Annotated in this window: 21 protein-coding genes; 14 read left to right on the top strand and 7 right to left on the bottom strand. The window is 60.8% G+C overall.

Going from position 1 to position 24,360, the window contains the following annotated elements:
• Window positions 1-281 precede the first annotated feature (281 nt).
• The gene (gene cysS, locus VGC33_RS15070; protein WP_331121581.1) at window positions 282-1,667 is read right to left on the bottom strand and encodes a cysteine--tRNA ligase; all 1,386 of its coding nucleotides are present in this window, start codon (window positions 1,665-1,667) and stop codon (window positions 282-284) included.
• A gap of 295 nt (window positions 1,668-1,962) precedes the next feature.
• On the opposite strand from cysS, the gene ppiB reads away from it, so the two are divergent.
• The 4 genes from ppiB (at window position 1,963) to purK (ending at window position 4,932) form a co-directional block, all read left to right on the top strand.
• Window positions 1,963-2,457 carry a peptidylprolyl isomerase B gene (gene ppiB / locus VGC33_RS15065; protein ID WP_331121580.1) on the top strand — a complete coding sequence of 165 codons (495 nt, stop codon included), beginning with the start codon at window positions 1,963-1,965 and terminating at the stop codon, window positions 2,455-2,457.
• Between the two features lie 8 nt (window positions 2,458-2,465).
• Window positions 2,466-3,191 (top strand): UDP-2,3-diacylglucosamine diphosphatase, encoded by a 726-nt coding sequence (locus VGC33_RS15060; protein ID WP_331121579.1) that lies wholly within the window; start codon window positions 2,466-2,468, stop codon window positions 3,189-3,191.
• A gap of 158 nt (window positions 3,192-3,349) precedes the next feature.
• The gene (purE, locus tag VGC33_RS15055; protein WP_331121578.1) at window positions 3,350-3,859 is read left to right on the top strand and encodes a 5-(carboxyamino)imidazole ribonucleotide mutase; all 510 of its coding nucleotides are present in this window, start codon (window positions 3,350-3,352) and stop codon (window positions 3,857-3,859) included.
• Window positions 3,856-4,932 (top strand): 5-(carboxyamino)imidazole ribonucleotide synthase, encoded by a 1,077-nt coding sequence (gene purK, locus VGC33_RS15050; RefSeq protein ID WP_331121577.1) that lies wholly within the window; start codon window positions 3,856-3,858, stop codon window positions 4,930-4,932. The genes purE and purK overlap by 4 nt, the downstream gene beginning before the upstream one ends.
• Before the next feature lie 110 nt (window positions 4,933-5,042).
• Here purK and VGC33_RS15045 read toward each other — a convergent pair whose 3' ends face one another.
• The 3 genes from VGC33_RS15045 to ybbA all read right to left on the bottom strand — a co-directional run bounded on the left by VGC33_RS15045 (window position 5,043) and on the right by ybbA (window position 10,658).
• Window positions 5,043-7,274 carry an NADP-dependent isocitrate dehydrogenase gene (locus VGC33_RS15045; protein ID WP_331121576.1) on the bottom strand — a complete coding sequence of 744 codons (2,232 nt, stop codon included), beginning with the start codon at window positions 7,272-7,274 and terminating at the stop codon, window positions 5,043-5,045.
• A gap of 268 nt (window positions 7,275-7,542) precedes the next feature.
• Window positions 7,543-9,975: a putative ABC transporter permease subunit YbbP gene (ybbP, locus tag VGC33_RS15040; protein WP_331121575.1), complete on the bottom strand. Its 2,433-nt coding sequence runs from the start codon at window positions 9,973-9,975 to the stop codon at window positions 7,543-7,545.
• Window positions 9,972-10,658, bottom strand: a complete 687-nt coding sequence (gene ybbA / locus VGC33_RS15035; RefSeq protein WP_331121574.1) for a putative ABC transporter ATP-binding protein YbbA — start codon at window positions 10,656-10,658, stop codon at window positions 9,972-9,974. The genes ybbP and ybbA overlap by 4 nt, the downstream gene beginning before the upstream one ends.
• Here ybbA and tesA point away from each other — a divergent pair.
• The 5 genes from tesA (at window position 10,626) to VGC33_RS15010 (ending at window position 14,639) form a co-directional block, all read left to right on the top strand.
• A complete protein-coding gene (tesA, locus tag VGC33_RS15030) occupies window positions 10,626-11,288 on the top strand; it encodes a multifunctional acyl-CoA thioesterase I/protease I/lysophospholipase L1 (RefSeq protein WP_331121573.1) in 663 nt (220 codons plus the stop codon). The two genes, ybbA and tesA, sit on opposite strands and share 33 nt — an antisense overlap.
• Before the next feature lie 4 nt (window positions 11,289-11,292).
• Window positions 11,293-12,069 carry an SDR family oxidoreductase gene (locus VGC33_RS15025; protein ID WP_331121584.1) on the top strand — a complete coding sequence of 259 codons (777 nt, stop codon included), beginning with the start codon at window positions 11,293-11,295 and terminating at the stop codon, window positions 12,067-12,069.
• A 49-nt stretch (window positions 12,070-12,118) separates the two neighbouring features.
• Window positions 12,119-12,976 (top strand): tetratricopeptide repeat protein, encoded by an 858-nt coding sequence (locus VGC33_RS15020; protein ID WP_331121572.1) that lies wholly within the window; start codon window positions 12,119-12,121, stop codon window positions 12,974-12,976.
• 287 nt (window positions 12,977-13,263) lie between these two features.
• A complete protein-coding gene (locus tag VGC33_RS15015) occupies window positions 13,264-14,178 on the top strand; it encodes an SPFH domain-containing protein (RefSeq protein WP_331121571.1) in 915 nt (304 codons plus the stop codon).
• 2 nt (window positions 14,179-14,180) lie between these two features.
• On the top strand, window positions 14,181-14,639 hold the full coding sequence (locus tag VGC33_RS15010) for an NfeD family protein (RefSeq protein ID WP_414636939.1): 459 nt from the start codon (window positions 14,181-14,183) through the stop codon (window positions 14,637-14,639).
• Between the two features lie 57 nt (window positions 14,640-14,696).
• On the opposite strand, the gene cueR is transcribed toward VGC33_RS15010, so the two are convergent.
• A complete protein-coding gene (gene cueR, locus VGC33_RS15005; protein WP_331121570.1) occupies window positions 14,697-15,107 on the bottom strand; it encodes a Cu(I)-responsive transcriptional regulator in 411 nt (136 codons plus the stop codon).
• A 134-nt stretch (window positions 15,108-15,241) separates the two neighbouring features.
• Here cueR and copA point away from each other — a divergent pair, with 134 nt between their 5' ends.
• From copA to ybaL, 5 genes are all read left to right on the top strand, one after another.
• Entirely contained in the window at window positions 15,242-17,764 is a 2,523-nt protein-coding gene (gene copA, locus VGC33_RS15000) for a copper-exporting P-type ATPase CopA (protein WP_331121569.1), read from the top strand.
• Window positions 17,765-17,825: 61 nt separating this feature from the next.
• Window positions 17,826-18,626, top strand: coding sequence for a TraB/GumN family protein (locus VGC33_RS14995; protein WP_331121568.1), 801 nt, complete (start codon window positions 17,826-17,828; stop codon window positions 18,624-18,626).
• Between the two features lie 99 nt (window positions 18,627-18,725).
• Entirely contained in the window at window positions 18,726-19,232 is a 507-nt protein-coding gene (ybaK, locus tag VGC33_RS14990; protein ID WP_331121567.1) for a Cys-tRNA(Pro)/Cys-tRNA(Cys) deacylase YbaK, read from the top strand.
• Window positions 19,229-20,431: an MFS transporter gene (locus VGC33_RS14985; RefSeq protein WP_414636938.1), complete on the top strand. Its 1,203-nt coding sequence runs from the start codon at window positions 19,229-19,231 to the stop codon at window positions 20,429-20,431. Before ybaK ends, VGC33_RS14985 begins: the two co-directional genes overlap by 4 nt.
• 223 nt (window positions 20,432-20,654) lie before the next feature.
• Window positions 20,655-22,325 carry a YbaL family putative K(+) efflux transporter gene (gene ybaL / locus VGC33_RS14980; RefSeq protein ID WP_331121566.1) on the top strand — a complete coding sequence of 557 codons (1,671 nt, stop codon included), beginning with the start codon at window positions 20,655-20,657 and terminating at the stop codon, window positions 22,323-22,325.
• 3 nt (window positions 22,326-22,328) lie between these two features.
• Here the strand turns inward: ybaL and hemH are convergent, their stop codons facing one another.
• Together hemH and adk are read right to left on the bottom strand one after the other, a co-directional pair.
• A complete protein-coding gene (hemH, locus tag VGC33_RS14975) occupies window positions 22,329-23,294 on the bottom strand; it encodes a ferrochelatase (RefSeq protein ID WP_331121565.1) in 966 nt (321 codons plus the stop codon).
• A 210-nt stretch (window positions 23,295-23,504) separates the two neighbouring features.
• A complete protein-coding gene (gene adk / locus VGC33_RS14970; protein WP_331121564.1) occupies window positions 23,505-24,149 on the bottom strand; it encodes an adenylate kinase in 645 nt (214 codons plus the stop codon).
• Window positions 24,150-24,360: the final 211 nt, after the last annotated feature.

Genomic DNA, 24,360 nt, shown 5'->3' with positions numbered 1-24,360 from the left:
AATTCAAAATCAATCGTGGCGTCAACTTTGCGCACCAGATGGTCTTTGGGCACCAGTTCTTCGAGGGTGACCATTTCGAGTTGATACTGCTGAGGGGACGATTCTTTTAGCATCAGGATAAGCTCGTTTTTTAGCCTACCCCTATTAGATCAAAGTCCTGGCCAAAGGGCCAGGACTTTGTCAGCAGTCTGAGGCAGGGCGCGGTATTAACCGCGCCCTGCCTGTTTTTTGCGGGGTTATCCCCCGACTGGCCCGGCTTGCGCCGCTGCTAAAAAAAGCAATTAACCCCGACGCCAGATGGTGCCGTCGGCGCCGTCTTCCAACACGATGCCCAATTCGGTCAGTTTGGCGCGGGCTTCGTCCGCCAATTGCCATTGTTTATTTTTACGCGCATCGTTGCGTTGCTTGATAAGCGCCTCAATCTGCTCGGTTTCGCTGCTATCCACCAGGGCGCCGTTTTGCAGGAACCGTTCCGGGTCCTGCTCCAGCAGGCCCAGCACATTGGCCAACCGGCGCAGCGCCGCCGCCAGCCCAATGGCGGCCGGCGGATTGTCCACTTTCAGGCGATTGACTTCGCGCGCCATGTCGAACAGCGCCGAATAGGCTTCGGGCGTATTAAAATCATCATCCATGGCGGCGGTAAACTGGTCGACAAACAACTCGCCGCCGGCGGGAACGGCCGACACATCGGTGCCGCGCAATGCGATGTAAAGGCGCTCGAGGGACGCCCTGGCCTGTTTGAGGTTATCTTCGCTGTAATTCAGCTGGCTGCGGTAATGGCCGGACATCAGGAAATAGCGCACTGTTTCCGCGTCATAATATTTCAGCACGTCGCGCACGGTAAAAAAGTTATCCAGGGATTTGGACATTTTTTCCCGATCGACCATGACCATGCCGGAATGCATCCAATAATTGACATAAGGCCCCTCATGGGCGCAGCTCGACTGGGCGATTTCATTTTCATGGTGGGGAAACATCAGATCCGAGCCGCCGCCGTGTATATCAAAATGATTACCCAACTGCTTGCAGTTCATGGCCGAGCATTCCACATGCCAGCCCGGACGTCCGAGGCCCCAGGGCGACGGCCAGCTGGGTTCGCCCTCTTTGGACATTTTCCACAACACGAAATCCATCGGATTGCGTTTCACATCGTCGATATCCACCCGGGCGCCGGCCTGCAGCTGGTCGAGATCCTGGCGCGACAACACGCCATAGGTGGGATCGGACTCCACCGAGAACATCACGTCGCCGTTGGCCGCCTGGTAGGCATGGCCTTTTTGCAGCAAAACCGCCACAATTTCGATGATATCGGCCATGTGCCGGGTGGCGCGCGGCTCTTCATCCGGGCGCAGGATATTCAGGCTGTCGAAATCCTTATGCATTTCGTCAATCATGCGGCCGGTCAGCTTATCAATGCTTTCATCGTTGGCATGCGCGCGTTTGATGATCTTGTCGTCAATGTCGGTGATGTTACGCACATACTTAACTTGGTAGCCCTTAAACCGCAGATACCGGGTCACGACGTCGAAGGCGACGAACGTCCGGCCGTGGCCAATATGACAGAGGTCATAAACAGTGATGCCGCACACGTACATACCGACTTTACCGGCATGGATGGGGTGAAAATCCTCTTTTTGACGTGTCAGGGTATTATAAATCTTCAGCATCGACATTCATTCCATGGTGATAACGGGGTACGTGTGTATACCGACAAGTTTAGACAGGTTATTTTCCAACAGCGTATTGAACCCTGAAGGCGTCGGTAATGCAAGGCCGGGGACACCGGATTTAAAACGGGGGGGGATATTTCCGGCAAAAAGCGCGGCCTGGCGCGGGCGAATACCATAAACAGCCATTCGGCTCCGGTGAATGCTGACTCCATGACGGACTTATGTTATAAATTCAGTCTGCTTGATCACTTCGTGTGAGCAACTCTTTTACCGACTCGTAGGACAACTATTTATGGTCACTCTTCATACCAATCACGGCGACATTGTTATTAAAACCTTCGCCGACAAAGCTCCGCTTACCGTTGAGAACTTCCTGACCTACTGCCGTGACGGCTTTTATGATAATACCATTTTCCATCGCGTGATTAATGGCTTCATGATCCAGGGCGGTGGTTTTGAACCCGGCATGGCGCAGAAAAAAACCCGCGCCACGGTGAAAAACGAAGCCAACAACGGCCTGAAGAATACCCGCGGCACCCTGGCCATGGCGCGCACCAACGATCCCCATTCCGCCACCGCGCAATTCTTTATCAACCTGGTGGACAACGATTTCCTGAACTTCCGGTCTGAACGGGCCGACGGCTGGGGATATTGTGTTTTCGCCGAAGTGACCGACGGTCTCGACGTGGTCGATAAAATTAAAAACGTGGCGACCGGCAACAGCGGCCCGCATCAGGATGTGCCGAAAGAAGATGTGATCATCACCGGCGTGACCGTAGACGAATAAACGTTGCCATGGCAACCCTGTTTGTTGCGGATATTCATCTAAGCGTTCAGGAACCGGCGATTACCGCCGGTTTTCTGCATTTTTTACAACGGCAGGCGGTTCACGCCGACGCGCTGTATATCCTGGGCGATCTGTTCGAGGCCTGGATTGGCGACGACGACCCTTCCCCGCTGCACGGCGAGATAGCCGCGGCGCTGAACGCGCTGGCCCGCCACGGGGTGCCCTGTTTTTTTATCCATGGCAACCGGGATTTCCTGTTGGGCCGGGATTTTGCCGCGGCAAGCGCCATGACGCTACTGCCGGAAGAGCAACTGCTTACCCTATATGGCCGGTCGCTGCTGGTGCTGCACGGCGATACGCTGTGCACCGATGACAAGGCCTATCAACGTTACCGCCGGCGGGTCAATCAACCCTGGCTGCGGCGCCTGTTTCTGGCGCTGCCGTTGAGATGGCGGCTGCGCATTGCCGCGCGGATGCGGGCCGGCAGCCAGCGCGCCAATAACACCAAGTCCGAAACGATAATGGATGTCAGCCAAGAGGCGGTAATTGCGGCGCTTGCGCGCCATGGCACCCGCTGGATGATTCACGGCCATACCCACCGGCCGGCGATCCATGCCGTGCCGACCGCGGAAGGTCGCGCCCATCGCGCGGTACTGGGCGCCTGGCACCGGCAGGGGTCTATGATCCGGGTCACCGCGGCCAGCGTCGAGCTGATTGAGTTTCCCTTCGATTAAGCGGCGCATTTTATAGCGCCGGCGGGCACGCAACCGTTTTCCTCTCCCGGCGCGCATGATATGCTCTACGCCCTCTTCTTTCCGATAGCCTCCGCTCAGCGGCATCGCGCAGCAGGCTACGGGGAGTGGCCGGCAACATTTACAGGAGCACCACGCGCATGCAATCCAATCTTGCCCCGGCAAAAATCGCCATTGTCATGGGGTCCAAAAGCGACTGGGCCACAATGCAATTTGCCGCTGACATCCTCGCCACGCTGCAGCTTGCCTGCCATGTGGAGATCGTCTCGGCGCATCGTACCCCTGATAAACTGTTCAGCTTCGCCGAACAGGCATCCGCCGCCGGGTTGGAGGTGATTATCGCCGGCGCCGGCGGCGCCGCTCACCTGCCCGGCATGTTGGCGGCGAAAACGCTGGTGCCGGTGCTGGGCGTGCCGGTGCAGAGCGCGGCATTAAGCGGTGTCGACAGCCTGTATTCCATGGTGCAGATGCCGCGCGGCGTGCCGGTGGGCACGCTGGCGATCGGCAAGGCGGGCGCGGCGAACGCCGCCCTGCTGGCGGCGCAGATCCTGGCGCTGCACGATAAGGATTTATCCGCCCGGCTGGCGGCCTGGCGTCAGGGGCAAACCGACGAGGTGCTGGCGCATCCCGATCCGCGGGAGGAAGCATGAAACCGGTATGCATCCTGGGCAATGGACAGTTGGGGCGCATGCTGCGCCAGGCCGGCGAGCCGCTGGGCATTGCGGTATTTCCGGTGGGGCTTGACGCCGATCCCGGCTCGGTGCCGTTTGCGCAAAGCGTGATTACCGCGGAGATCGAACGTTGGCCGCAAACGCCCCTGACCCGTGAACTGGCCCAACATAATGCCTTTGTTAACCGCGATATTTTTCCGCGGCTTGCCGACCGGTTGACGCAGAAACAATTATTGGACAGCCTGAGGCTGGCCACCGCGCCCTGGGAACCGCTGGCCGCGGCGGCGCAATGGCCGCAGATATTCGCCTCGTTTGGCGACCTGGCCATCGTCAAGCGGCGGGTGGGCGGCTATGACGGGCGCGGCCAATGGCGCCTGGTCCCCGGCGATGAAGCGACGCTGCCCCAGGAGTGCTACGGCGAGTGTATCGTTGAGCAAGGTATCGCCTTTTCCGGCGAAGTATCGCTTATCGGCGCGCGCGCGCATGACGGCGCCATGGTATTTTATCCGTTGACGCATAACCTGCACCAGGACGGTATCCTGCGCGCCAGCGTGGTGGTGGCCGGGCCGGACGACGCGTTGCAGCGCCGGGCGGAGAGTATGCTTTCGGCAATTATGCATGAATTGAAGTATGTCGGCGTGATGGCGATGGAATGTTTTATCGTTGGCGGCGATTTGCTGATTAACGAGCTGGCGCCCCGGGTACACAACAGTGGGCATTGGACGCAAAACGGCGCGTCCATCAGCCAGTTCGAACTGCACCTGCGCGCCATTCTCGACCTGCCGATGCCAAAACCCGTTGTCACCACGCCGTCGGTGATGGTTAATCTTATCGGTACCGACGTCAGCGCCGCCTGGCTGGCCGAACCGCTGGTGCATCTGCACTGGTATGAAAAAGAGGTGAGGCCGGGGCGTAAGGTCGGCCACCTCAACTTAAACCATACCGATGCCGCCGAGCTGAACCAGGCGCTGGCGCGCCTTGCGCCCCTGCTGCCGGCGGAATATCACAGTGGATTGGCATGGGCGCGGCAAACGCTGGCCCAATTGGGCTAAAAGATCGCGCGGGGTCCAAGGGGGATAGCGCGTCTGCTTCCCCCTTGGCGCTTGCCGGCGCCCGATAATACCTATGGCAACCGAACGCTCGGCAAGCGAAGCTTACCGCATCAGACCATAAAGTCTTTCAGCGCGCCATTAAGCGTGGCGCTCGGGCACATGGCCCGGCTGGCCAACTCCGGCGACGGGTGATAATACCCGCCGATATCCACCGGCTTGCCCTGCACAAGGTTCAGCTCGGCGACGATCTTGTCTTCCTGTTCGGCCAGGGTTTGCGCCAGCGGAGCAAACTGATCGCGCAGGTCGGGGTCCTCGTCCTGTCCCGCCAACGCCTGCGCCCAATACAGCGCCAGATAGAAATGACTGCCGCGATTGTCCAGTTCGCCGGTTTTGCGCGACGGGGATTTATTGGTATCCAGGAATTTACCATTGGCCTGATCCAGCGTTTTCGCCAGGATTTTCGCCTTGGCGTTGGCACGCGAACTACCTACATGGTCCAGGGACGCCGCCAGGGCCAGGAACTCGCCCAGCGAATCCCAGCGCAGATGGTTTTCCTGCAGGAATTGCTGGACATGTTTTGGCGCCGAGCCGCCGGCGCCGGTTTCAAACAGGCCGCCGCCGCTCATCAGGGGTACGATGGACAGCATCTTGGCGCTGGTGCCCAGTTCCATGATCGGGAACAGATCGGTCAGGTAGTCGCGCAGCACGTTGCCGGTGACCGAAATCGTGTCTTTGCCCTGGCGGATGCGGTCGATGGAGAACTGGGTGGCGTCTTCCGGCGACATGACGCGAATATCCAGGCCGCCGAGATCGTGATCCTTGAGGTAGCGCTCTACCTTGCGGATCATTTGCGCGTCATGGGCGCGGGCCGGATCGAGCCAGAATATGGCCGGGGTTTGGGATTCACGGGCGCGGTTGACCGCCAGTTTTACCCAATCCTGGATAGGCAGATCCTTGGCCTGGCACATACGCCAGATATCGCCGGCTTCAACCGCCTGTTCCAGCAGTACCTTGCCTTGCCCGTCGGTCACCTTGACCACGCCATCGTGCTTGATTTGGAAGGTTTTATCGTGAGAGCCGTACTCCTCGGCCTTTTGCGCCATCAACCCCACGTTGGGCACGCTGCCCATGGTGGTCGGATCGTAGGCGCCGTGGCGTTTGCAATCGTCGATCACCACCTGGTAAACGCCCGCGTAGCAACGGTCGGGTATCACCGCCTTGGTATCGTGCAGCTTGCCGTCGGCGCCCCACATTTTACCGGAATCGCGGATCATCGCCGGCATCGAGGCGTCGACAATCACATCGCTCGGCACGTGCAGATTGGTAATGCCTTTGTCGGAATTGACCATGGCCAATTGCGGACGTACCTGGTACAGCGCCTGGATGGCCTGTTCGATTTCCTGCTGGCGGTCGGCGGGCAGCGCTTTGATCTTGGCGTACAGATCGCCGATGCCGTTATTGACATCGATGCCCAGCGGCTTGAGTTCATCCGCGTAACGCTCCAGCACATCCTGGTAATACTCGGCGACAAACTGGCCGAAGATGACGGGGTCGGAGACCTTCATCATGGTGGCTTTCAAATGCACGGACAGCAGCACGCCCTGTTTTTTGGCGTCCTCAAGCTGTTCGGCGATAAAGCGGCGCAACGCCTTTTTGCTCATCACCGAGGCATCGATAATTTCGCCGGCGTCCACGGCGGTCTTGGCTTTCAGTACCTGGACGGCGCCGTCTTTGCCGAACAGCTCGATTTTTACGCTGCCGCTATCGGCGATCAGGGCGGATTTTTCGCTGCCATAAAAATCGCCGTCGCTCATGTGGGCGACGTGGGACTTGGACTCGGCGGACCAGGCGCCCATGCGGTGCGGATGCTTACGGGCATAGTTTTTTACCGACAACGGCGCGCGGCGATCGGAGTTACCCTCGCGCAGTACCGGGTTTACCGCGCTGCCCTTGATTTTATCATAACGTGCATTGGCGTCTTTTTGCGCATCCGTGGCGGGTTCGTCCACATAGTCCGGGACCGGGTAACCCTGCTGCTGCAGTTCCTTGATGGCCGCTTTCAGCTGCGGCAGCGAAGCGCTGATATTGGGCAGTTTTATAATATTGGCTTCGGGGGTGACGGCAAGCTGGCCAAGCTCGGCCAGGTGATCGGCGATTTTTTGGTTTTCGTTAAGGTATTCGGGGAAATTGGCGATGATGCGGCCGGCAAGCGAAATATCACGCGTTTCCACGGCGATACCCAGGGATTGGGTAAACGCCCTGATGATCGGCAGCAAGGAATAGGTGGCCAGGGCCGGGGCTTCATCAGTAAGCGTATAGACGATCTTCGACGTTGTGGACATTTATTACGTTAACTCCTCTATATCATAGCGATTGCAACTATCTTGAAGAGTGCGGGACCGTTGCGTTCACCGTCGGCACCCTCGGGTCGCATCCGCGGAAAAGAATTATTTCCGGCATGGGCTTTCAGCTGCTTCAGTTGGGCAGAATGGGTCTGCGGAATGATGGTCTACCAGGCCGTTACTGTGCAGTAGACGGCCGGTAACTGTCAACCGGGTTGTCACTCCGTTGAATATCAATTGTTGCGTTAATGTTCATTTCCTGTAAAAACTAACCCTGATATTGTCGGTGCGCGCCCTTTTTCCCCAGCAGGCTCTGTCCCAGCACCGTGCCGCAGGCGCTGAGCAATAGCGCGCCGCCCACCGGTACCATCCACCACAAGCGATAGTCCGGTTCCCAGGGAAAATCGAATACCCTGCGCTGCAGCAAACCCAGCGCCACCTCGGCGCCCGCCGCCGCCACCACGCCGGAAACCAGTCCCAATAAAGCAAACTCATACCACAGCGTGGCGCGCAGCAGCTTTTTACCGGCGCCCAAGGTACGGTAGACCACCAGTTCCTGCTGGCGCTGGCGCATGCCGACCTGCACCTGCGCCGCCAGCAGCAGTGCGCCGCACAGCAATACCAGTATCACCATGACTTCCAGCGCCCGGCTGACCTGTTGCAGGACCTGGCCGATTTGTCCCAGGATGGCGCCGATGTCCAGCAGGCTGAGGGTGGGAAACTGGCGGTTTAACTGCGCCGGGAACGTCGCGCCGCCCTGATAGCGAAAGCTGGTCAGCCACGTTTGTGGCTGGCCGTCCAGGGCGCCCGGTGGAAAGATAAAGAAAAAATTGGGCCGCAGGCTTTCCCAGTCCACTTTGCGCAGGCTGGTTACCCGGGCGCTGAAGGACTGGGTATCGCCGGTAAAGGTCAGCGTGTCGCCGAGCTTGAGCCTGAGCTGGTCCGCCACCTGTTGTTCCATCGAGACTTCGCCGGCCTTTGGCGGCCAGGATCCCGCCACCAGCAGATTGTGGTCGGGCTTTTGTTCCAGCCAGGTCAGGTTAAGCTCGCGGTTGACCGTCCGTCCGCCGGCCTCGTCCTCATGGATAAGGTCAGTGGCCTTTTGGTGATTTATTTCCGTCAGCCGGGCGCGGATAATCGGGTAAAAGGTGCCGGGCGTTACCCCGTTGCGCCCCAGGAAATCCCTGACCAACGGCACCTGATCGCCGGTCAGGTTCAGCAAAAAGTAATTCGGGCTTTCCGGCGGCAACTGCTGCCGCCAGCGATCGAGCAAATCCCCGCGCATCACCAGCAGCAGCGCCAACAGCATAAACGACAGCGAGAACGCCGCCAACTGGGTGAGGGTTATCCAGGGCTGGCGCAGCAGGCGGTTCAGCGCCAGGCGCAACGCCAGACGCGTGACCACCAGGCGACGCAGCAGCCATAGCGCCCCCCATCCCACCGCCGCCAGCAGCGCCGACAGTACGCCCATGCCCCCCACCAGCGACCATAACAAGCCGTTGGCGCCGACGATAAGCAGCAGCAGGACCAGTACGATAATCAGCATTACCGGCAGATAGATACGCAGCGGCCAGACGGTTTGGCCGACGTCGCGCCTGAGCACGCGCAGCGGACGGGTCGCCAGCAGTTGGCGATAGGGACGCAGCCCCACCAGCAGTGAAATCACCACCATCGCGCCCAGGGACCATACCCATGGCCAGCCGCCGGCGGACGGCAGTTCGGCGGGCAGGACCGGCGCCAGCATCCGCATCAGGGCCGCTTCAAACAGCAAACCTGCCAGGCTGCCGCACACGCCGGCGAACACCAGCAGCGACAGCCATTGGCCGATAACCAGTTTCATCAGCGCGCGCCTGCCCGCGCCCAGGGTTTTCAGCACCGCCACCAGATCGCCGCGGCTGCGGCAGTAATGGCCCATGGCCACCGCCACCGCCGCCACCGATAGCAGCAGCGTCAGCAGCGCCGATAGCGCCAGGAAGGAGCGCGAACGCTCCATGGAGGAATTAAGCGCGCCGCTGGAATCATCCATGCCATACCAGCGCTGCGAGGCCTCGAGCCGCGGCGTCAGGTAGCGCTCGAAACGCTCAAGCGCATCCGGATTGCCGGCGAACAGATAGCGCCAGGTGACCCTGCCGCCCGGCTGCACCGCGCCGGTGGCGGCCACATCCGCCAGGTTGATGACGATGCCCGGCGCGGTCTGGAAGGGATTAAAACCGCTGTCCGGCCGCTGGAGAAGCTCGCCGGCGATGCGCAGGGTCGTGTCGCCCACATCGAGCGGATCGCCGACTTTCCGCCCCAGCAGCGCCAGTAGCCGCGGCGCCACCAGTACGGTGCCTGGCTGCGCACGCAGGCCGTCCGGCTGGGTGACCAGCCGGCCGTACATCGGATATAGGGCGTCGGTGGCCGTGACATCGGCCAGTTGCGCGTTATCGCCGGCATAGGTCATGGTCATAAAGCGGATCTGCCGGCTCAGGGTCAGGCCGTCCGCCGCGGCCTGTTGCAGCCAGCCGTCGCTTACCGGTGCGGGCGCGCGCAATATCCGGTCCGCGGCCAGGAACTCGCGGCTTTGCTCGCCCAGTCCCTTTTGCATACGATCGCTGATATTGCCCAGCGCCAGGACGCAGGCGACGGATAACGACATGGCCAACCAGACAATCAGCAACGACGGCGAACGCCATTCGCGCCAGAACCAGCGACCTATCATGCCACCTCCAGCAGTTGACCGTCCTGCAGACGCAGGCGCCGTTCACAGCGCGCCGCCAGCTGCGTGTCGTGGGTGACCAGAATAAGCGTGGTGGCGCTGTCCCGGTTAAGCGAAAACAGCAGGTCGGCAATGCGATCGCCGGTTTTACGATCCAGGTTGCCCGTCGGCTCATCGGCAAACAGGATTTGCGGCCGGCCGCTGAAGGCGCGGGCCAGCGCCACGCGCTGCTGCTCGCCGCCGGAGAGCTGGGCGGGCAGATGCCCCAGGCGCCGCGCCAGGCCGATCTTGTCCAGCAGATCCAGCGCCTGCTGCCGGCTTTGGCGCTCGTTTTCGCCACGCAGCAGGGCGGGCAACTGCACGTTCTCCAACGCGGTCAGTGTCGGCACCAGCATAAACGACTGGAAAACGAAACCGATGCTTTTGGCACGCAGGCGGGCGCGCGCCTCTTCGTCGAGCGATGCCAGCGATTGTCCCAATAACAGCACCTCGCCATCGCTGCCGTCATCCAGGCCGGCCAGGATGCCGAGCAGGGTCGATTTGCCGGATCCGGACTCGCCCACCAGGGCAATCGTCTGGGCGGGTTTGACAAGCAGCTCAACTCCGGTAAGGATGGAGATCTGGTTTTCCCCCTGACCGACGTGTTTATTAAGATGATGAACTTCAAGAACGTTTTCCGCGGGCATTTTTTCTTCCTTTTACTCATGGCTTTATTGAGTGTACGTGCAAACGCCGCCGACACCTTATTGATTTTGGGCGATAGTCTCAGCGCTGGCTACCGGATGCAGGCGACGCAGGCCTGGCCGTCCCTGCTCAACGATCGCTGGCGCAAGGAGGCGGACAATATCAACGTCGTCAACGGCAGCATCAGCGGCGACACCGCAACGCAGGGGCTGGCGCGCCTGCCGGGGCTGCTTTCGCTGCACAAGCCGCGCTGGGTGGTGATTGAGCTGGGCGGTAACGACGGCCTGCGCGGCTTCCCGCCGCCGTCCATCGCCGGCGATCTCGCCAAAGCCATATCACAGGTTAAATCGGCGGGCGCGCAGCCCCTGCTGATGCAAATCCGGCTGCCCGCCAATTACGGCCGGCGCTATACCGAGTCGTTCAGCGCCATTTATCCGGCGCTGGCGCAGCAATATAACGTGCCGTTATTACCGTTTTTTATGGAACAGGTGTACCTGAAACCGCAATGGATGCAGGATGACGCCATTCACCCCAACGCGGACGCGCAGCCTTTTATCGCCGAATGGATGTCGGCCAGGCTGTTGCCCATACTTAAACATGAATCCGCCTCCGGCGGAGCGGCCAATGGGTAAAGTTATGCAAAAAACCGTCGTTATCACCGGCTGTTCCAGCGGCATCGGCTGGGTGGCGGCGCAGGATCTGCGCCGGCGCGGCTATCGGGTGCTGGCGACCTGCCGCAAGCCGGCGGACGTTGACCGCCTTGCCGCCGCCGGCTTTGAAACGCTGGCGCTTGACCTTGACGACGAGCATAGCGTCGATGACGCTTCGGCGCGCATTCTGTCGCTGTGCGGCAACCGCCTGTACGGGTTATTCAATAATGCCGGATTTGGCGTTTACGGCCCCCTGGCCGGCCTTTCCCGTCGCCAGCTGGAGCAGCAGTTCGCCAGCAACCTGTTCGGCACCCATCAGTTGACGCAACGGCTGCTGCCGGCCATGCTCCCCCATGGCGAGGGGCGCATCATACAGACCAGCTCGGTGATGGGGCTGGTATGCACGCCGGGACGGGGCGCCTACGCCGCCAGTAAATATGCCCTGGAGGCCTGGTCGGATACGCTGCGCATGGAGTTGCACGGCACCGGCCTGTGCGTCAGCCTGATTGAGCCGGGGCCGCTCAGCACCGCGTTTACCCGCAATGTAAACCAGTCGCAGGCGGATAAGCCGGTGACCAATCCCGGAATCGCCTCACGATTTACATTGCCGCCGGAGGCTATACTGCCCAAACTACGCCATGCTTTGGAGCATCCACGTCCCCGCCTGCGTTATCCGGTGACCCTGGTGGCCAGCGGTTTATCCCTGCTGCGCCGTTGCCTGCCGGGCCGTTGCCTGGATATGATTTTACGCGCTGGCCATTGAGGCGGGGGAAAATGCCCCAATATAACGCTAAAACGGGAGAGAGAATTTCATGTTAGCTCAAGCCACCATCATTGATATCAACGAAACAAACCTGCAGCAAACGCTCGAACTGTCCATGTCGCAGCCGGTGCTGTTCTATTTCTGGTCGGAACGCAGCCCGCATTGCCAGACGATGACCCCGGTTATCGATAAACTGGCGCAGGAGTTCGCCGGCCAGTTCGTCCTGGCAAAGGTGGATTGCGATGCCCAGCAGGCGTTGGCCGCGCAATTTGGCCTGCGCGCCATCCCGACGCTCTATCTGTTCAAGGACGGGCAGCCGCTGGACGGTTTTCAGGGACCGCAGCCTGAAGAAGCGATTCGCGAACTGCTGCTGCGCGCCCTGCCCGATCCGGCGCAGCTGAAAATGACCGAAGCCGGCGATCTGATGCAGCAGGGACAATACGCCGAAGCGCTGCCGCTGCTTAAGGAAGCCTGGCAGTTGAGTGAAAAATCAAGCGAGGCGGGTTTGCTGCTGGCGGAAACCTATATCCAGCTCAAGCGTACCGAGGATGCCGAAGCGGTGTTGGCGGTCTTCCCGCTGCAGGACAAAGATACCCGTTACCAGGGCCTGTTGGCGCAAATCGAACTGATGAAGCAGGCGGCGGATACCCCGGAAATTCAGTTGCTGCAACAGCAGGTGCAAAACGCCCCGGCGGACGCGGGTCTGGCGGTGCAGTTGGCGCTGCAGTTGCATCAGGTCGGGCGTAATGAAGAAGCGCTGGAGCTGCTGATAGGCCATTTGCGTAAAGATCTCGCCGCCGCCAACGGCGACGCGCGCAAGACGCTGATGGATATCATGGCCGCCCTCGGCACCGGCGATGCGCTGGCCGCCAAATACCGCCGCCAGCTTTATTCCCTGCTTTACTGACAAGACCGGGCCGGTAGCGCCCGTAAGCCCGATGCCGGCGCACGCCGCCCGGCGGGTTGATTGCGCGGGCGGGCGTTATTCCCGTCCGGCGCAGATTAAATGTAGGCCATGCCGCAGATTCCCCCCGCCCGGCGCGTTTTTGCCCCGGCAAAAGCGTACTATCAGGATAGCGTTGATAAGATTGCGTCATGTTAAAAGCGATGTGAAGATGATTTCGCACCGGCCGCGCTATATTGCGTTAATTCTTTCTCTCACGAAATGGAGATTTCACCATGGAGATTTCACCGATGATGACGGTAATTCCGATAATTATTGTTCTGGCCCTGATCATTGTCTGGGCGGGGATAAAAATTGTTCCCCAGGGTTACCAATGGACGGTTGAGCGTTTCGGCCGCTATACCCTCACCTTGAAACCGGGGTTGAACCTGGTGGTGCCTTTTATGGACCGGGTGGGCCGCAAAATCAACATGATGGAACAGGTGCTGGATATCCCGTCGCAGGAGATCATTTCCAAAGATAACGCCAACGTGACCATCGACGCCGTATGTTTTATCCAGGTGGTCGACCCAGCGCGCGCCGCCTATGAGGTCAGCAACCTTGAGCAGGCCATACTTAACCTGACCATGACCAACATCCGTACGGTGCTCGGCTCCATGGAACTGGACGAAATGCTGTCTCAGCGCGACGGCATTAATACCCGCCTGCTGCATATCGTCGATGAGGCCACCAGTCCCTGGGGGATTAAGGTGACCCGTATTGAAATCCGCGACGTGCGCCCGCCGGTCGAAATGATCGCCGCGATGAACGCCCAGATGAGGGCCGAACGAACCAAACGCGCCAATATCCTGGAAGCGGAAGGCGTGCGCCAGGCGGCCATTTTACGCGCCGAGGGTGAGAAGCAATCGCAAATCCTCAACGCCGAAGGCGAACGGCAGGCGGCATTCCTGCAGGCGGAAGCCCGCGAACGCGCCGCCGAGGCGGAAGCGCGGGCCACCAAAATGGTGTCGGAGGCCATCGCCGCCGGCAACATCCAGGCCATTAACTACTTTGTGGCGCAAAAATATACCGATGCCCTGAAGCATATCGGTTCCGCCAACAACAGCAAAGTCATCATGATGCCGCTTGAGGCCAGCAACCTGATGGGCGCCATCGGCGGCATCGCCGAGCTGCTCGGCGAGAGCAAAACCGGCCGGGGTAAATAATCATGCTGGCCGCGCTGGTGTACCATCCGCACTGGTTTTGGATTTCGCTCGGCGGCCTGCTGCTGGCGGCGGAAATGCTCGGCGCCAGCGGATACATGTTATGGAGCGGCGTCGCCGCCGTGCTGGTCGGTCTGATAGTGTGGGTGGTGCCGCTGGGCTGGGAGTGGCAGGGCGTGGTGTTTGCGCTGCTCACCATCTGCGCGGCGCTGGGGTGGTGGTATTGGCTGCGCACGCGCAGCAAAACCTATCCGCCGTCGCTGCTGAATCGCCGTGGCGACCAGCTTATCGGCGTCAAAACCACCCTTTCCGAACCTCTGGTGAACGGCGTGGGGCGGGTACGCATCGGCGACAGTACCTGGCGGGCGCGCTGCGATACGGATTTGGCCATGGGCGCCACGGTGGAAGTGATCGCGGTGGAAGGCATTACCCTGCGGGTGCGCCCGCGCGATGAGAATGCCTGAAGCGGCGCGGGCCGATTGGCTGCCTGGAACTCCTGCCGGCGCGCGGCGGCGCTCATATCAGTCTTGACGCGTACCGGCGCAGCAGCCTGAGAGGTTATTGATAATCGGGCACTCGGCGCTGTCGTCGCCGGGGCAGCTTTCCGCCAGGGCCAAAAGATGAAGGCGCATGGCTTTCAGTTCTTCAATATGATGTTCAATGTCCTTAACCTTGCGCAGGGTGCGCGCCTTCACATCGGCGCTGTGGCGCAGGGGGTCGTTGAACAATGCCACCAGCTCGCGGCACTCGTCCAGGTTAAATCCCACCAGTCGCGCCTGGCGCAGCAGCGTCAATTCTTCCACATGGCGCGCGTTATAGCTGCGATAACCGTTATCCCGGCGCACCGGCGGCGTTACCAACGCCTTATCCTCATAAAAACGAATCGCCTTACTGGTCAAACCGGTTTTTTTCGCTACATCGCTGATATTCATTTTTCCCCCTTGACCTTCCCCTTGCGGTAAGGTTTAAGCTCTATTACAACGACTTTTCCACGCGGTAGTCAATCAGTATGGTGGCCTTTTCACCGACCGGGCGGCCCGCCGCGACTTTCACCTAGGAGTCTTCAATGTCACAGACCATTGTGCTCGCCCTGCAGGGTCTCTCCTGCGAACACTGTATTAAACGGGTACGGGAAACCCTGGAATCACGTGATGACGTGGAGAGCGCGCAGGTAGCGCTTGATTCTGCCACGATAACCGGCGGCGCCACGGCGCCGGAGCTTATCCGGGCGGTGGAACAGGCGGGCTATCATGCCGCTTTGGCCGGAGACGTTGCCCACCCAAAAACTGAGCCGCTGACAGGCAACACTGTAGCGCCGGACTCTCTGGCAGCGGCGACGGTTATTCCGGCAATACCCCCGACGGGCACCGATGCCGATGACAGCCTGCATTTGCTGATCAACGGCATGAGCTGCGCCAGCTGCGTCCTGCGCGTCGAACGGGCCTTGCAACAGGTACCGGGCGTCGCACAGGCGCGGGTCAACCTGGCGGAACGCAGCGCCCTGGTGCTGGGCGCGCCCGACAATGCGGCGTTGGTTGCCGCCGTGGAACGCGCCGGCTACGGCGCGGAAATAATCCAGGATGACGCCCTGCGGCGGGAACGCCAGCAGCAAACGGCGCGCCAGGCGACGCGTCGTTTCCGTTGGCAATCGGCGCTGGCCCTGGCGCTGGGCGTGCCGCTGATGGCCTGGGGACTGTTAGGCGGCAGCATGACGCTGACGCCGGAAAGCCGGCCGCTGTGGCTGGTAATCGGTGTTGTTACGCTTGCGGTGATGGTGATCGCCGGCGGTCATTTTTACCACAACGCCTGGAAGAGCCTGCGGGCCGGCGGCGCCACCATGGATACCCTGGTGGCATTAGGCACCGGCGCCGCCTGGCTCTACTCCATCAGCGTCGCGCTGTGGCCGGATATATTCCCCATGATGGCGCGCCACCTCTATTTCGAGGCCAGCGCGATGATAATCGGGCTGATTAACCTGGGCCACGCCCTGGAACAGCGCGCGCGCCAGCGCTCGTCCCAGGCGCTGGAACGCCTGCTGGATTTGACGCCGCCCATGGCCCGGGTGGTTGATGGCGACGGTGAACATACCCTGCCGCTGGCCGAGGTACGGCTTGGCATGACGCTCAGACTGACCACCGGCGATCGGGTGCCGGTGGACGGCGAAATCGTCCAGGGCGAGATCTGGCTGGATGAGTCCATGCTGACCGGCGAGCCGGCGGCGCGGCATAAATCCGCCGGCGAAAAAATCCATGCCGGCACCGTGGCGCAGGACGGCGGCGTGCTGTTCCGGGCCGATGCCATCGGCAGCCAGACCACGCTGGCGCGCATTATCCGTTTGGTCCGTCAGGCGCAGAGCAGCAAACCGGCCATCGGACAGCTGGCGGATCGCATCTCGGCCATCTTTGTGCCCGCCGTGGTGGCGATTGCCGTTATCAGCGCGGCAATATGGTATCTGGTCGGTCCGCAGCCGCAGATGATTTATACCCTGGTTATCGCCACCACGGTGCTGATAATCGCCTGCCCCTGCGCCCTGGGACTGGCCACGCCCATGTCTATTATCGCCGGCATCGGACGCGCCGCTGAGTTCGGCGTACTGGTGCGCGACGCCGACGCGCTACAGCATGCCACCACGCTTGATACCCTGGTGTTCGATAAAACCGGCACGCTGACGGAAGGACGGCCCAGGGTGGTGGCGGTCGAGCCGGCGGCCGGTTTTATCCTGGATGACATCGCGGCGGTCGCCGCCGCGCTGGAACAAGGCTCCAGCCATCCCCTGGCCCATGCGCTGGTGGATTATGCCGGAGCGCGGCAACTGGGCGCGGTCGGCGATTTTCGCACCCTGCGCGGACTGGGCGTCAGCGGCGTCGTCGCCGGGAAACAGGCGTGGCTCGGCAACAGCGCGCTGCTGGAACAACAGCGGATCGACACCAGCGCTTTTGCCGCGCGCATCGCCTTCTGGTCGGAACAGGGCGCCACGCCGGTACTGCTGGCGCTGGACGGCAAGGCGGCGGCGCTGTTCGCCGTGCGCGATCCGTTGCGCGACGACAGCGTGGCCGCGCTGCGCCGTCTGCACGCGCTGGGCTATTCCCTGGTGATGCTGACCGGCGATAATCCGGCCACCGCCGGCGCGGTGGCCAGGGAAGCCGGCATCGATCGGGTCATCGCCGGTGTTTTGCCGGACGGCAAGGCGCAGGCGATTAAAACGCTGCAGCGCCAGGGCCACCGGGTGGCCATGATTGGCGACGGCATCAATGACGCGCCGGCGCTGGCGCAGGCGGAGGTCGGCATCGCCATGGGCGGCGGCAGCGACGTGGCGATTGAAACCGCCGCCATTACCCTGATGCGTCATAGCCTGCACGGAGTGGCCGACGCCCTGGCGATAGCCAACGCCACGCTGCGCAATATGAAGCAAAACCTGCTCGGCGCATTTATCTATAACGCCCTGGGCATTCCCATCGCCGCCGGCGTTCTCTATCCTTTTACCGGCACGTTGCTCAGTCCGGTGGTGGCAGGCGCCGCCATGGCCCTATCGTCGATTACCGTGGTCAGCAACGCCAATCGCCTGATACGCTTTAAGCCCAAAGCGTAACGTCATACACTGGCGTTGATGTTAACGTTAACGACTTATCACGCAACCGGAGCGGTACGCAATGAGGACCTTATTACGGCGCGCGGCGGCCCTGCTGGGTCTCCTTCCCCCGGCGCTGTACGCCTGGCCGGGCATGGACGTCAACCTGTCCGATCATCGCCGGCTGCATATGGTGGGCAGTATCCATATGGGCACCAGGAATATGTCGCCGCTGCCCGCGCGGCTGCTATCCCTCCTGCGCCAGGCCACGGCGCTGGTGGTGGAAGCGGATATCACCGTCGGTTCGCCGTTGGCCTCGGTGCCGCCGGTGGACACCCCGCTTATAGATCGCCTTTCCTGCGACCATTATCGCATTTTCAGCGGCTTGTGCGCCGAATACCAACTGGACGAGCAGGCGCTGTCGGCGTTACCCGCCTGGCAGGTCGCGCTGATGCTGCAGGCGCGGCAGGCCGAGCGGCTGGGGCTGCGCGCGGCTTACGGCATCGATTATCAGCTGATCCAGGCGGCCAGGGAGATGGACAAGCCGGTGATAGAACTGGAAGGGCCGGAGGAACAGCTGGACCTGCTGTTGCAGTTGCCGGATCAGGGCAAAGCCCTGCTTGAGGATACCCTGCGCCATTGGCATACCAACGCGCGGCTGCTGCAAACCATGATCGGCTGGTGGCTCGACAACGGGCCGGTCAACCTTGACAAGTCATTTCCCGCCACCTTCAGCGCCGACCTGTATCATTACCTGATGACCGAGCGCAACCTGCGCTGGAAAGGGCTGCTGGAGGACCTGCCCGCCGGCGGGTATATCGTGGCGGTGGGCGCCCTGCACCTGTATGGCGCTGAGAGTTTGCCCTCGCTGCTACGGCGCTGAGCCTTTTTTGCCGGCGGGGCATTTACCCCTCGTCGCGACTACGCTAATCTGAATTATTATTTATTCATTAAGCATCTATATAGTCTTCGGGACGATGTCATGACGCCTGCGGTTGATTTACTGGACAAAAACCATATCGCCTTTACCCTCCATCCTTACCAGCATGATAATGATGAAACCCATTTCGGCGATGAGGCGGTCAGCAAGCTGGGCCTGGATGCCGCCCAGGTCTATAAAACCCTGCTGGTGGCGCTGAACGGCGAGGCCAAACGGCTGGCTGTCGCGGTAACGCCGGTGGCGTTGCAGCTGGATTTAAAAAAAGTCGCCAAAGCGCTGGGCGCGAAAAAAGCCGAAATGGCCGATCCCCTGCTGGCGCAAAAAACCACCGGCTACCTGGTGGGCGGCATCAGTCCGCTGGGGCAAAAAAAACGCCTGCCGACGGTGATTGACGCGCCGGCGCAGGCGTTCGCCACGATATTCGTCTCAGGCGGCAAGCGCGGCCTGGATATTGAGCTCAGCCCGGCGGATTTGCGCCTGCTGCTGTCGGCGACCTTTGCCGATATCGCCAAACGCGACGGCCAGGATAAGAAGGCGACCCTCTCATGACGTTGCGCGCCACGGATCCGCACTCCTCGATGGTGGCCGGGCGGCGCACGCTATTCCCGATCCTGGCCGCCATCAGCGTCGCCCATCTGCTCAACGACATGGTGCAATCGCTGATCCTGGCGATTTATCCGCTGCTGCAGGCATCGTTTTCGCTCAGTTTTACCCAGGTGGGGATGATTACCCTTACCTACCAGATTATTGCCTCGCTGCTGCAACCGCTGATTGGCGGCTTTACCGATAAATATCCGCAGCCCTACTCGCTGCCCATCGGCATGGGTTTCAGCTTATGCGGCATCCTGATGATGGCGGCGGCAACCAGCTTTCCCATGGTGTTGGTTGCATCGGCGCTGGTCGGCACCGGCTCGTCGGTATTCCATCCTGAGTCGTCCAGGGTGGCGCGCATGGCATCCGGTGGCCGGCACGGCCTGGCCCAGTCGTTGTTCCAGGTCGGGGGCAATTTCGGCGCTTCGCTCGGGCCGCTGCTGGCGGCGTTGTTTATCGCGCCCTATGGCAAAGGGCACCTTGCCTGGTTTGCGCTGGCGTCGCTGTTGGGCACCATCATCCTGCTGCAGGTGGGCAATTGGTATCGCGGCGCCATCAAGGCTCCCGCGCCCAAGCGAGCCCACACCGCCGGCGCTTTCCCGCTGCCGGGCCGTCGGGTGGCCTGGGCCATCGCCGTACTGCTGGTGCTGATCTTTTCCAAATACTTTTATCTCACCAGTATCAGCAGTTATTACACCTTTTACCTGATACATAAATTCGGCCTGTCGATACAGGCGGCGCAGATGCACCTGTTCGCGTTTCTGTTCGCGGTGGCGGTCGGCACCGTTATCGGCGGGCCGGTGGGCGATCGCATCGGGCGTAAATATGTGATCTGGGGCTCGATTCTCGGCGTCACGCCGTTTACGCTGATGCTGCCCTATGCCTCGCTGGCGGTGACCAGCGTGCTGACCCTGTTTATCGGCGTCATTATCGCCTCCGCCTTTTCCGCCATACTGGTGTACGCCCAGGAACTGCTGCCGGGCAGGATCGGCATGGTGTCCGGGCTGTTTTTCGGCTTCGCCTTCGGCATGGGCGGGCTGGGCGCGGCGGTGCTGGGCCATATCGCCGACATCGCCGGCATCGAATATGTGTACCAAATCTGCTCGTTCCTGCCTTTATTAGGCATTCTTACCGCTTTCCTGCCTGATAATAGTTAAAAGACGGTTGTGTTTGCCAAAAAACTGCTTGGGGGTAAAACCCCAAGCCTTGTCCCGCAGCAAACCGGCTTAAAAAAGTGATAAAACTCTCGTCTTGACCCTTTTTTTGTCACAAAACCCTTTTATTTAGCGATTAGTTATAAACTCCTACACAAAGACCCCGCGAATACCATAAACTCAATATGTAAATCTTTGTTTCTAACCCCCTGTTCAAGGAGTTGGGATGCATCATGCCACACCCCTTATCAGTACCATCGTCGGAGGCCTGGTCCTGGCATTCCTGCTAGGCATCCTGGCTAACCGCTTTCGTATTTCCCCCCTGGTCGGCTACCTGGTGGCCGGCGTATTGGTCGGTCCGCATACCCCCGGTTTTGTCGCCGACACGTCGCTGGCGCCCGAGCTGGCCGAGCTGGGGGTGATTTTGCTGATGTTCGGCGTGGGGCTGCATTTTTCCCTGAAGGACCTGATGGCGGTGAAGTCGATCGCCATTCCCGGCGCCATCGCCCAGATTGCGGTGGCGACGCTGCTTGGCATCACCTTTTCCATGGTCATGCACTGGACCCTGGCCAATGGCCTGGTGTTCGGGCTGTGCCTTTCCACCGCCAGCACCGTGGTGCTGCTGCGCGCGCTGGAGGAGCGGCAGCTTATCGATAGCCGGCGCGGTCAAATCGCCATTGGCTGGCTGATAGTCGAAGATCTGGTGATGGTGCTGACGCTGGTCCTGCTGCCGGCCTATGGCAAACTGCTCGACGGCGAAAGCGAGACGATGCGTCAGGTGTGGCTGGATCTCGCGTTGACCCTCGGCAAAGTGGCGGCGTTTATTACGCTTATGATCGTGGTGGGGCGGCGGGTGGTGCCCTGGGTGCTGGCTAAAAGCGCCAGCACCGGGTCACGGGAGCTGTTCACCCTGTCGGTGCTGGCCATGGCGCTGGGCATCGCCTTTGGCGCGGTAGAACTGTTCGGCGTCTCTTTCGCCCTGGGCGCGTTTTTTGCCGGCGTGGTATTAAACGAATCGGAACTGAGCCATCGCGCCGCCCACGATACGCTGCCGCTGCGCGACGCCTTTGCCGTGCTGTTTTTTGTCTCGGTGGGCATGCTGTTCGATCCGCTGATTATTATCCACGAACCGCTGGCGGTGCTGGTCACCCTGGCCATTATCCTGGTCGGTAAATCGGCGGCGGCCTTTGCGCTGGTGAAAATCTTCGGCCACTCCAGCCGTACCGCCCTGACCATTTCAGTCAGCCTGGCGCAAATCGGCGAGTTCGCTTTTATTCTCGCGGGGTTGGGCATCACCCTGGGCATGTTGTCGCCCCAGGGACAGAACCTGGTGCTGGCCGGGGCGATTTTGTCGATTATGATCAACCCGCTGATGTTTGCTTTGCTTGAGCGCTACCTGGCGCGGCATGACAGCGAGGACGAAAAAGCCCCCGACAGGCAGCCTGGAGAAGAAATCCAGCCGCCCATGGAGGTTTGCCATCACGCGCTGCTGGTCGGTTACGGCCGGGTCGGCAGCCTGATAGGGGCAAAACTTGTCGAAGCGGGCATGCCGATGGTGGTGATTGAACATAACCGGGCCCGGGTGGATACGCTGCGCGGCCAGGGAATAAACGTGGTGCTGGGCAATGCAGCCAGGCCGGAAATCTTGTCCCTTGCGCGCCTGGACTGCGCCCGCTGGCTGTTGCTGACCATCCCCAACGGGTTCGAGGCCGGGGAAATCGTCGCCCTGGCGCGGGAAAAACGCCCGGATCTGCGCATTATCGTGCGCGCGCATTATGACGACGAGGTGGCGTACATTACCGAACGCGGCGCTACCCAGGTGGTGATGGGCGAGCGGGAGATCGCCACCAGCATGATTGCCCTGCTCCAGCTGGACGCCGCCAAGATCCCTATCTAGCCTTTAGCCCAGTTGTTCGCTGACCAGTTGGCGGAACAGATCGATATGGGCGGGGTCGTCATTCAGCGCCGGGATATAGTGGAAGGCGTCGCCGCCGGCGTGGGTAAAGATTTCGCGGTTCTGTTCCTTGATTTCTTCCAGCGTCTCAAGGCAGTCGGAGGAAAAACCCGGGCATATCACCTGGATATGCCTGACGCCCTGCCCCGGCAGGCTTTTAAGCGTCATGTCCGTCGCCGGCGTCAGCCAGGGGTCGCGGCCAAAACGCGATTGGAAGGTCATCATCACTTTTTCCGGCGGATAATCGAGCGCGGCGACCAGCGCGCGGCGGGTATCCTCGCAGCGCAGCGGATAATCGTCGCCCTCGCGGGCGTAGCGCTGCGGGATGCCATGGAACGAGATGACCAGCCGATCCGGCTCGCCATGTTCGGCAAAAGAGCGCCGGACGCTTTGCGCCAGCGCCGCTATATAGGCCGGGTGCGCGGCGTAGTCGCGGATAAAACTGATGGACGGCAAGGACCGATAGCCGACCAGGATGCGTGCCACCGCATCCCAGATGGACGCGCTGGTGGAGCTTGAGTACTGCGGATAGAGCGGCAGGATCACCAGTTTTGTGACACCCGCGCCCAGCAGGCGTTCAAGCGCCGCCGGCAGGGAAGGCTTGCCATAGCTCATGGCCAGTTCCACCTGCGCGTCCGGCAATACCGCGGCCAGCGCCGCCTGCTGGCGGCGGCAAAATACCATCAGCGGCGAACCTTGCTCCATCCAGATGCTTTTGTACAGCTTGGCCACCCGGGGTGAGCGCAGCGGCAGGATGACGCCCCGCAGCAGGGGCCACCAGAGAATGCGCGGGGTGTCCACCACGCGCCGGTCGCTGAGAAACTCGGCCAGGTAACGTCTTACGGCCTGGGATGTCGGCGCCTCCGGCGTGCCCAGGTTTACCATCAGCACGCCATATTTTTCCTGTCTCATTCCCTGCCCATCCTTTTAATCAATAGGCTAATTCCCTGTATTTAAGAGGGATTAACCGGCGGTTTTCGCCTCGATAGTGTAGCGCAAAAGCGCTGGCGGAGAATCGTTATCAGCCTGGGGGATACAAATCATTACGATAGGCGGCGCGGCGATTGATGGCGCGGAAAACTACGCCAGGGGCAGATGCCGCCTGGCGGATGATAGGGTGAATCAACCGAGGATCGCGGCCAGTTCTTTGCTGACGGCGGCGACCTGTTGGGTGCCGTCGATTTTGCGGTATTGGGTGTGGCCGGCGTCGGCTTCCTTCTGGTAATAACCAATCAGCGGCGCGGTCTGCTGATGGTATTCCACCAGGCGTTTGCGCACGGTGTCTTCCTGGTCGTCCTTGCGGGTGGTCAGCGGCTCGCCGGTGACGTCATCCCGGCCTTCGTGTTTCGGCGGATTGAACTTGACGTGGTAGACGCGGCCTGAGGGAGCATGGACACGGCGGCCGACGATGCGGTCGATAATAAGCTCATCCGGTACCGCGAATTCCAGTACATAGTCGACGTCGATGCCGGCATCCTTCATGGCGTCCGCCTGCGGGATGGTGCGCGGAAAGCCGTCAAGCAGGAAGCCGTTGCGGCAGTCGTCTTGTTTGATGCGTTCTTTGACCAGCGCAATCACCAGTTCGTCGGTGACCAGTTTACCGGCGTCCATGATAGCCTTGGCTTTTTTACCCAGTTCGGATTGCGCTTTCACCGCGGCGCGCAGCATGTCGCCGGTGGAAATCTGCGGAATACCGTACTTTTCCATAATGAATTGTGCTTGAGTGCCCTTACCAGCGCCCGGAGCGCCCAGCAGAATGATACGCATTGCGTAAATCCCCTTGCTAATAACAAATGTAAAAAAATAAGAAAACGCTAAACCTTACCACTAGTGGGCATGCTTCCTCAAGGAGCGGGCGCAGGGAGAGATTGTTTTACCGCGCTTTCAGAATCCACCCCATCGGCACACTCTCCCTTGAACACGTCTGCTTTCAATTTAGCGTTGGCGGGCATAGCGCGCCGTGGGGCGCTCGGTCGGG

Origin of the sequence: Acerihabitans sp. (assembly GCF_036398755.1) — a bacterium.
Classification (GTDB): Bacteria; Pseudomonadota; Gammaproteobacteria; order Enterobacterales; family Enterobacteriaceae; genus Acerihabitans.
The sequence above is the reverse complement of the archived record's forward strand: the minus strand, read 5'-3'. Positions and strand labels throughout refer to the sequence as shown.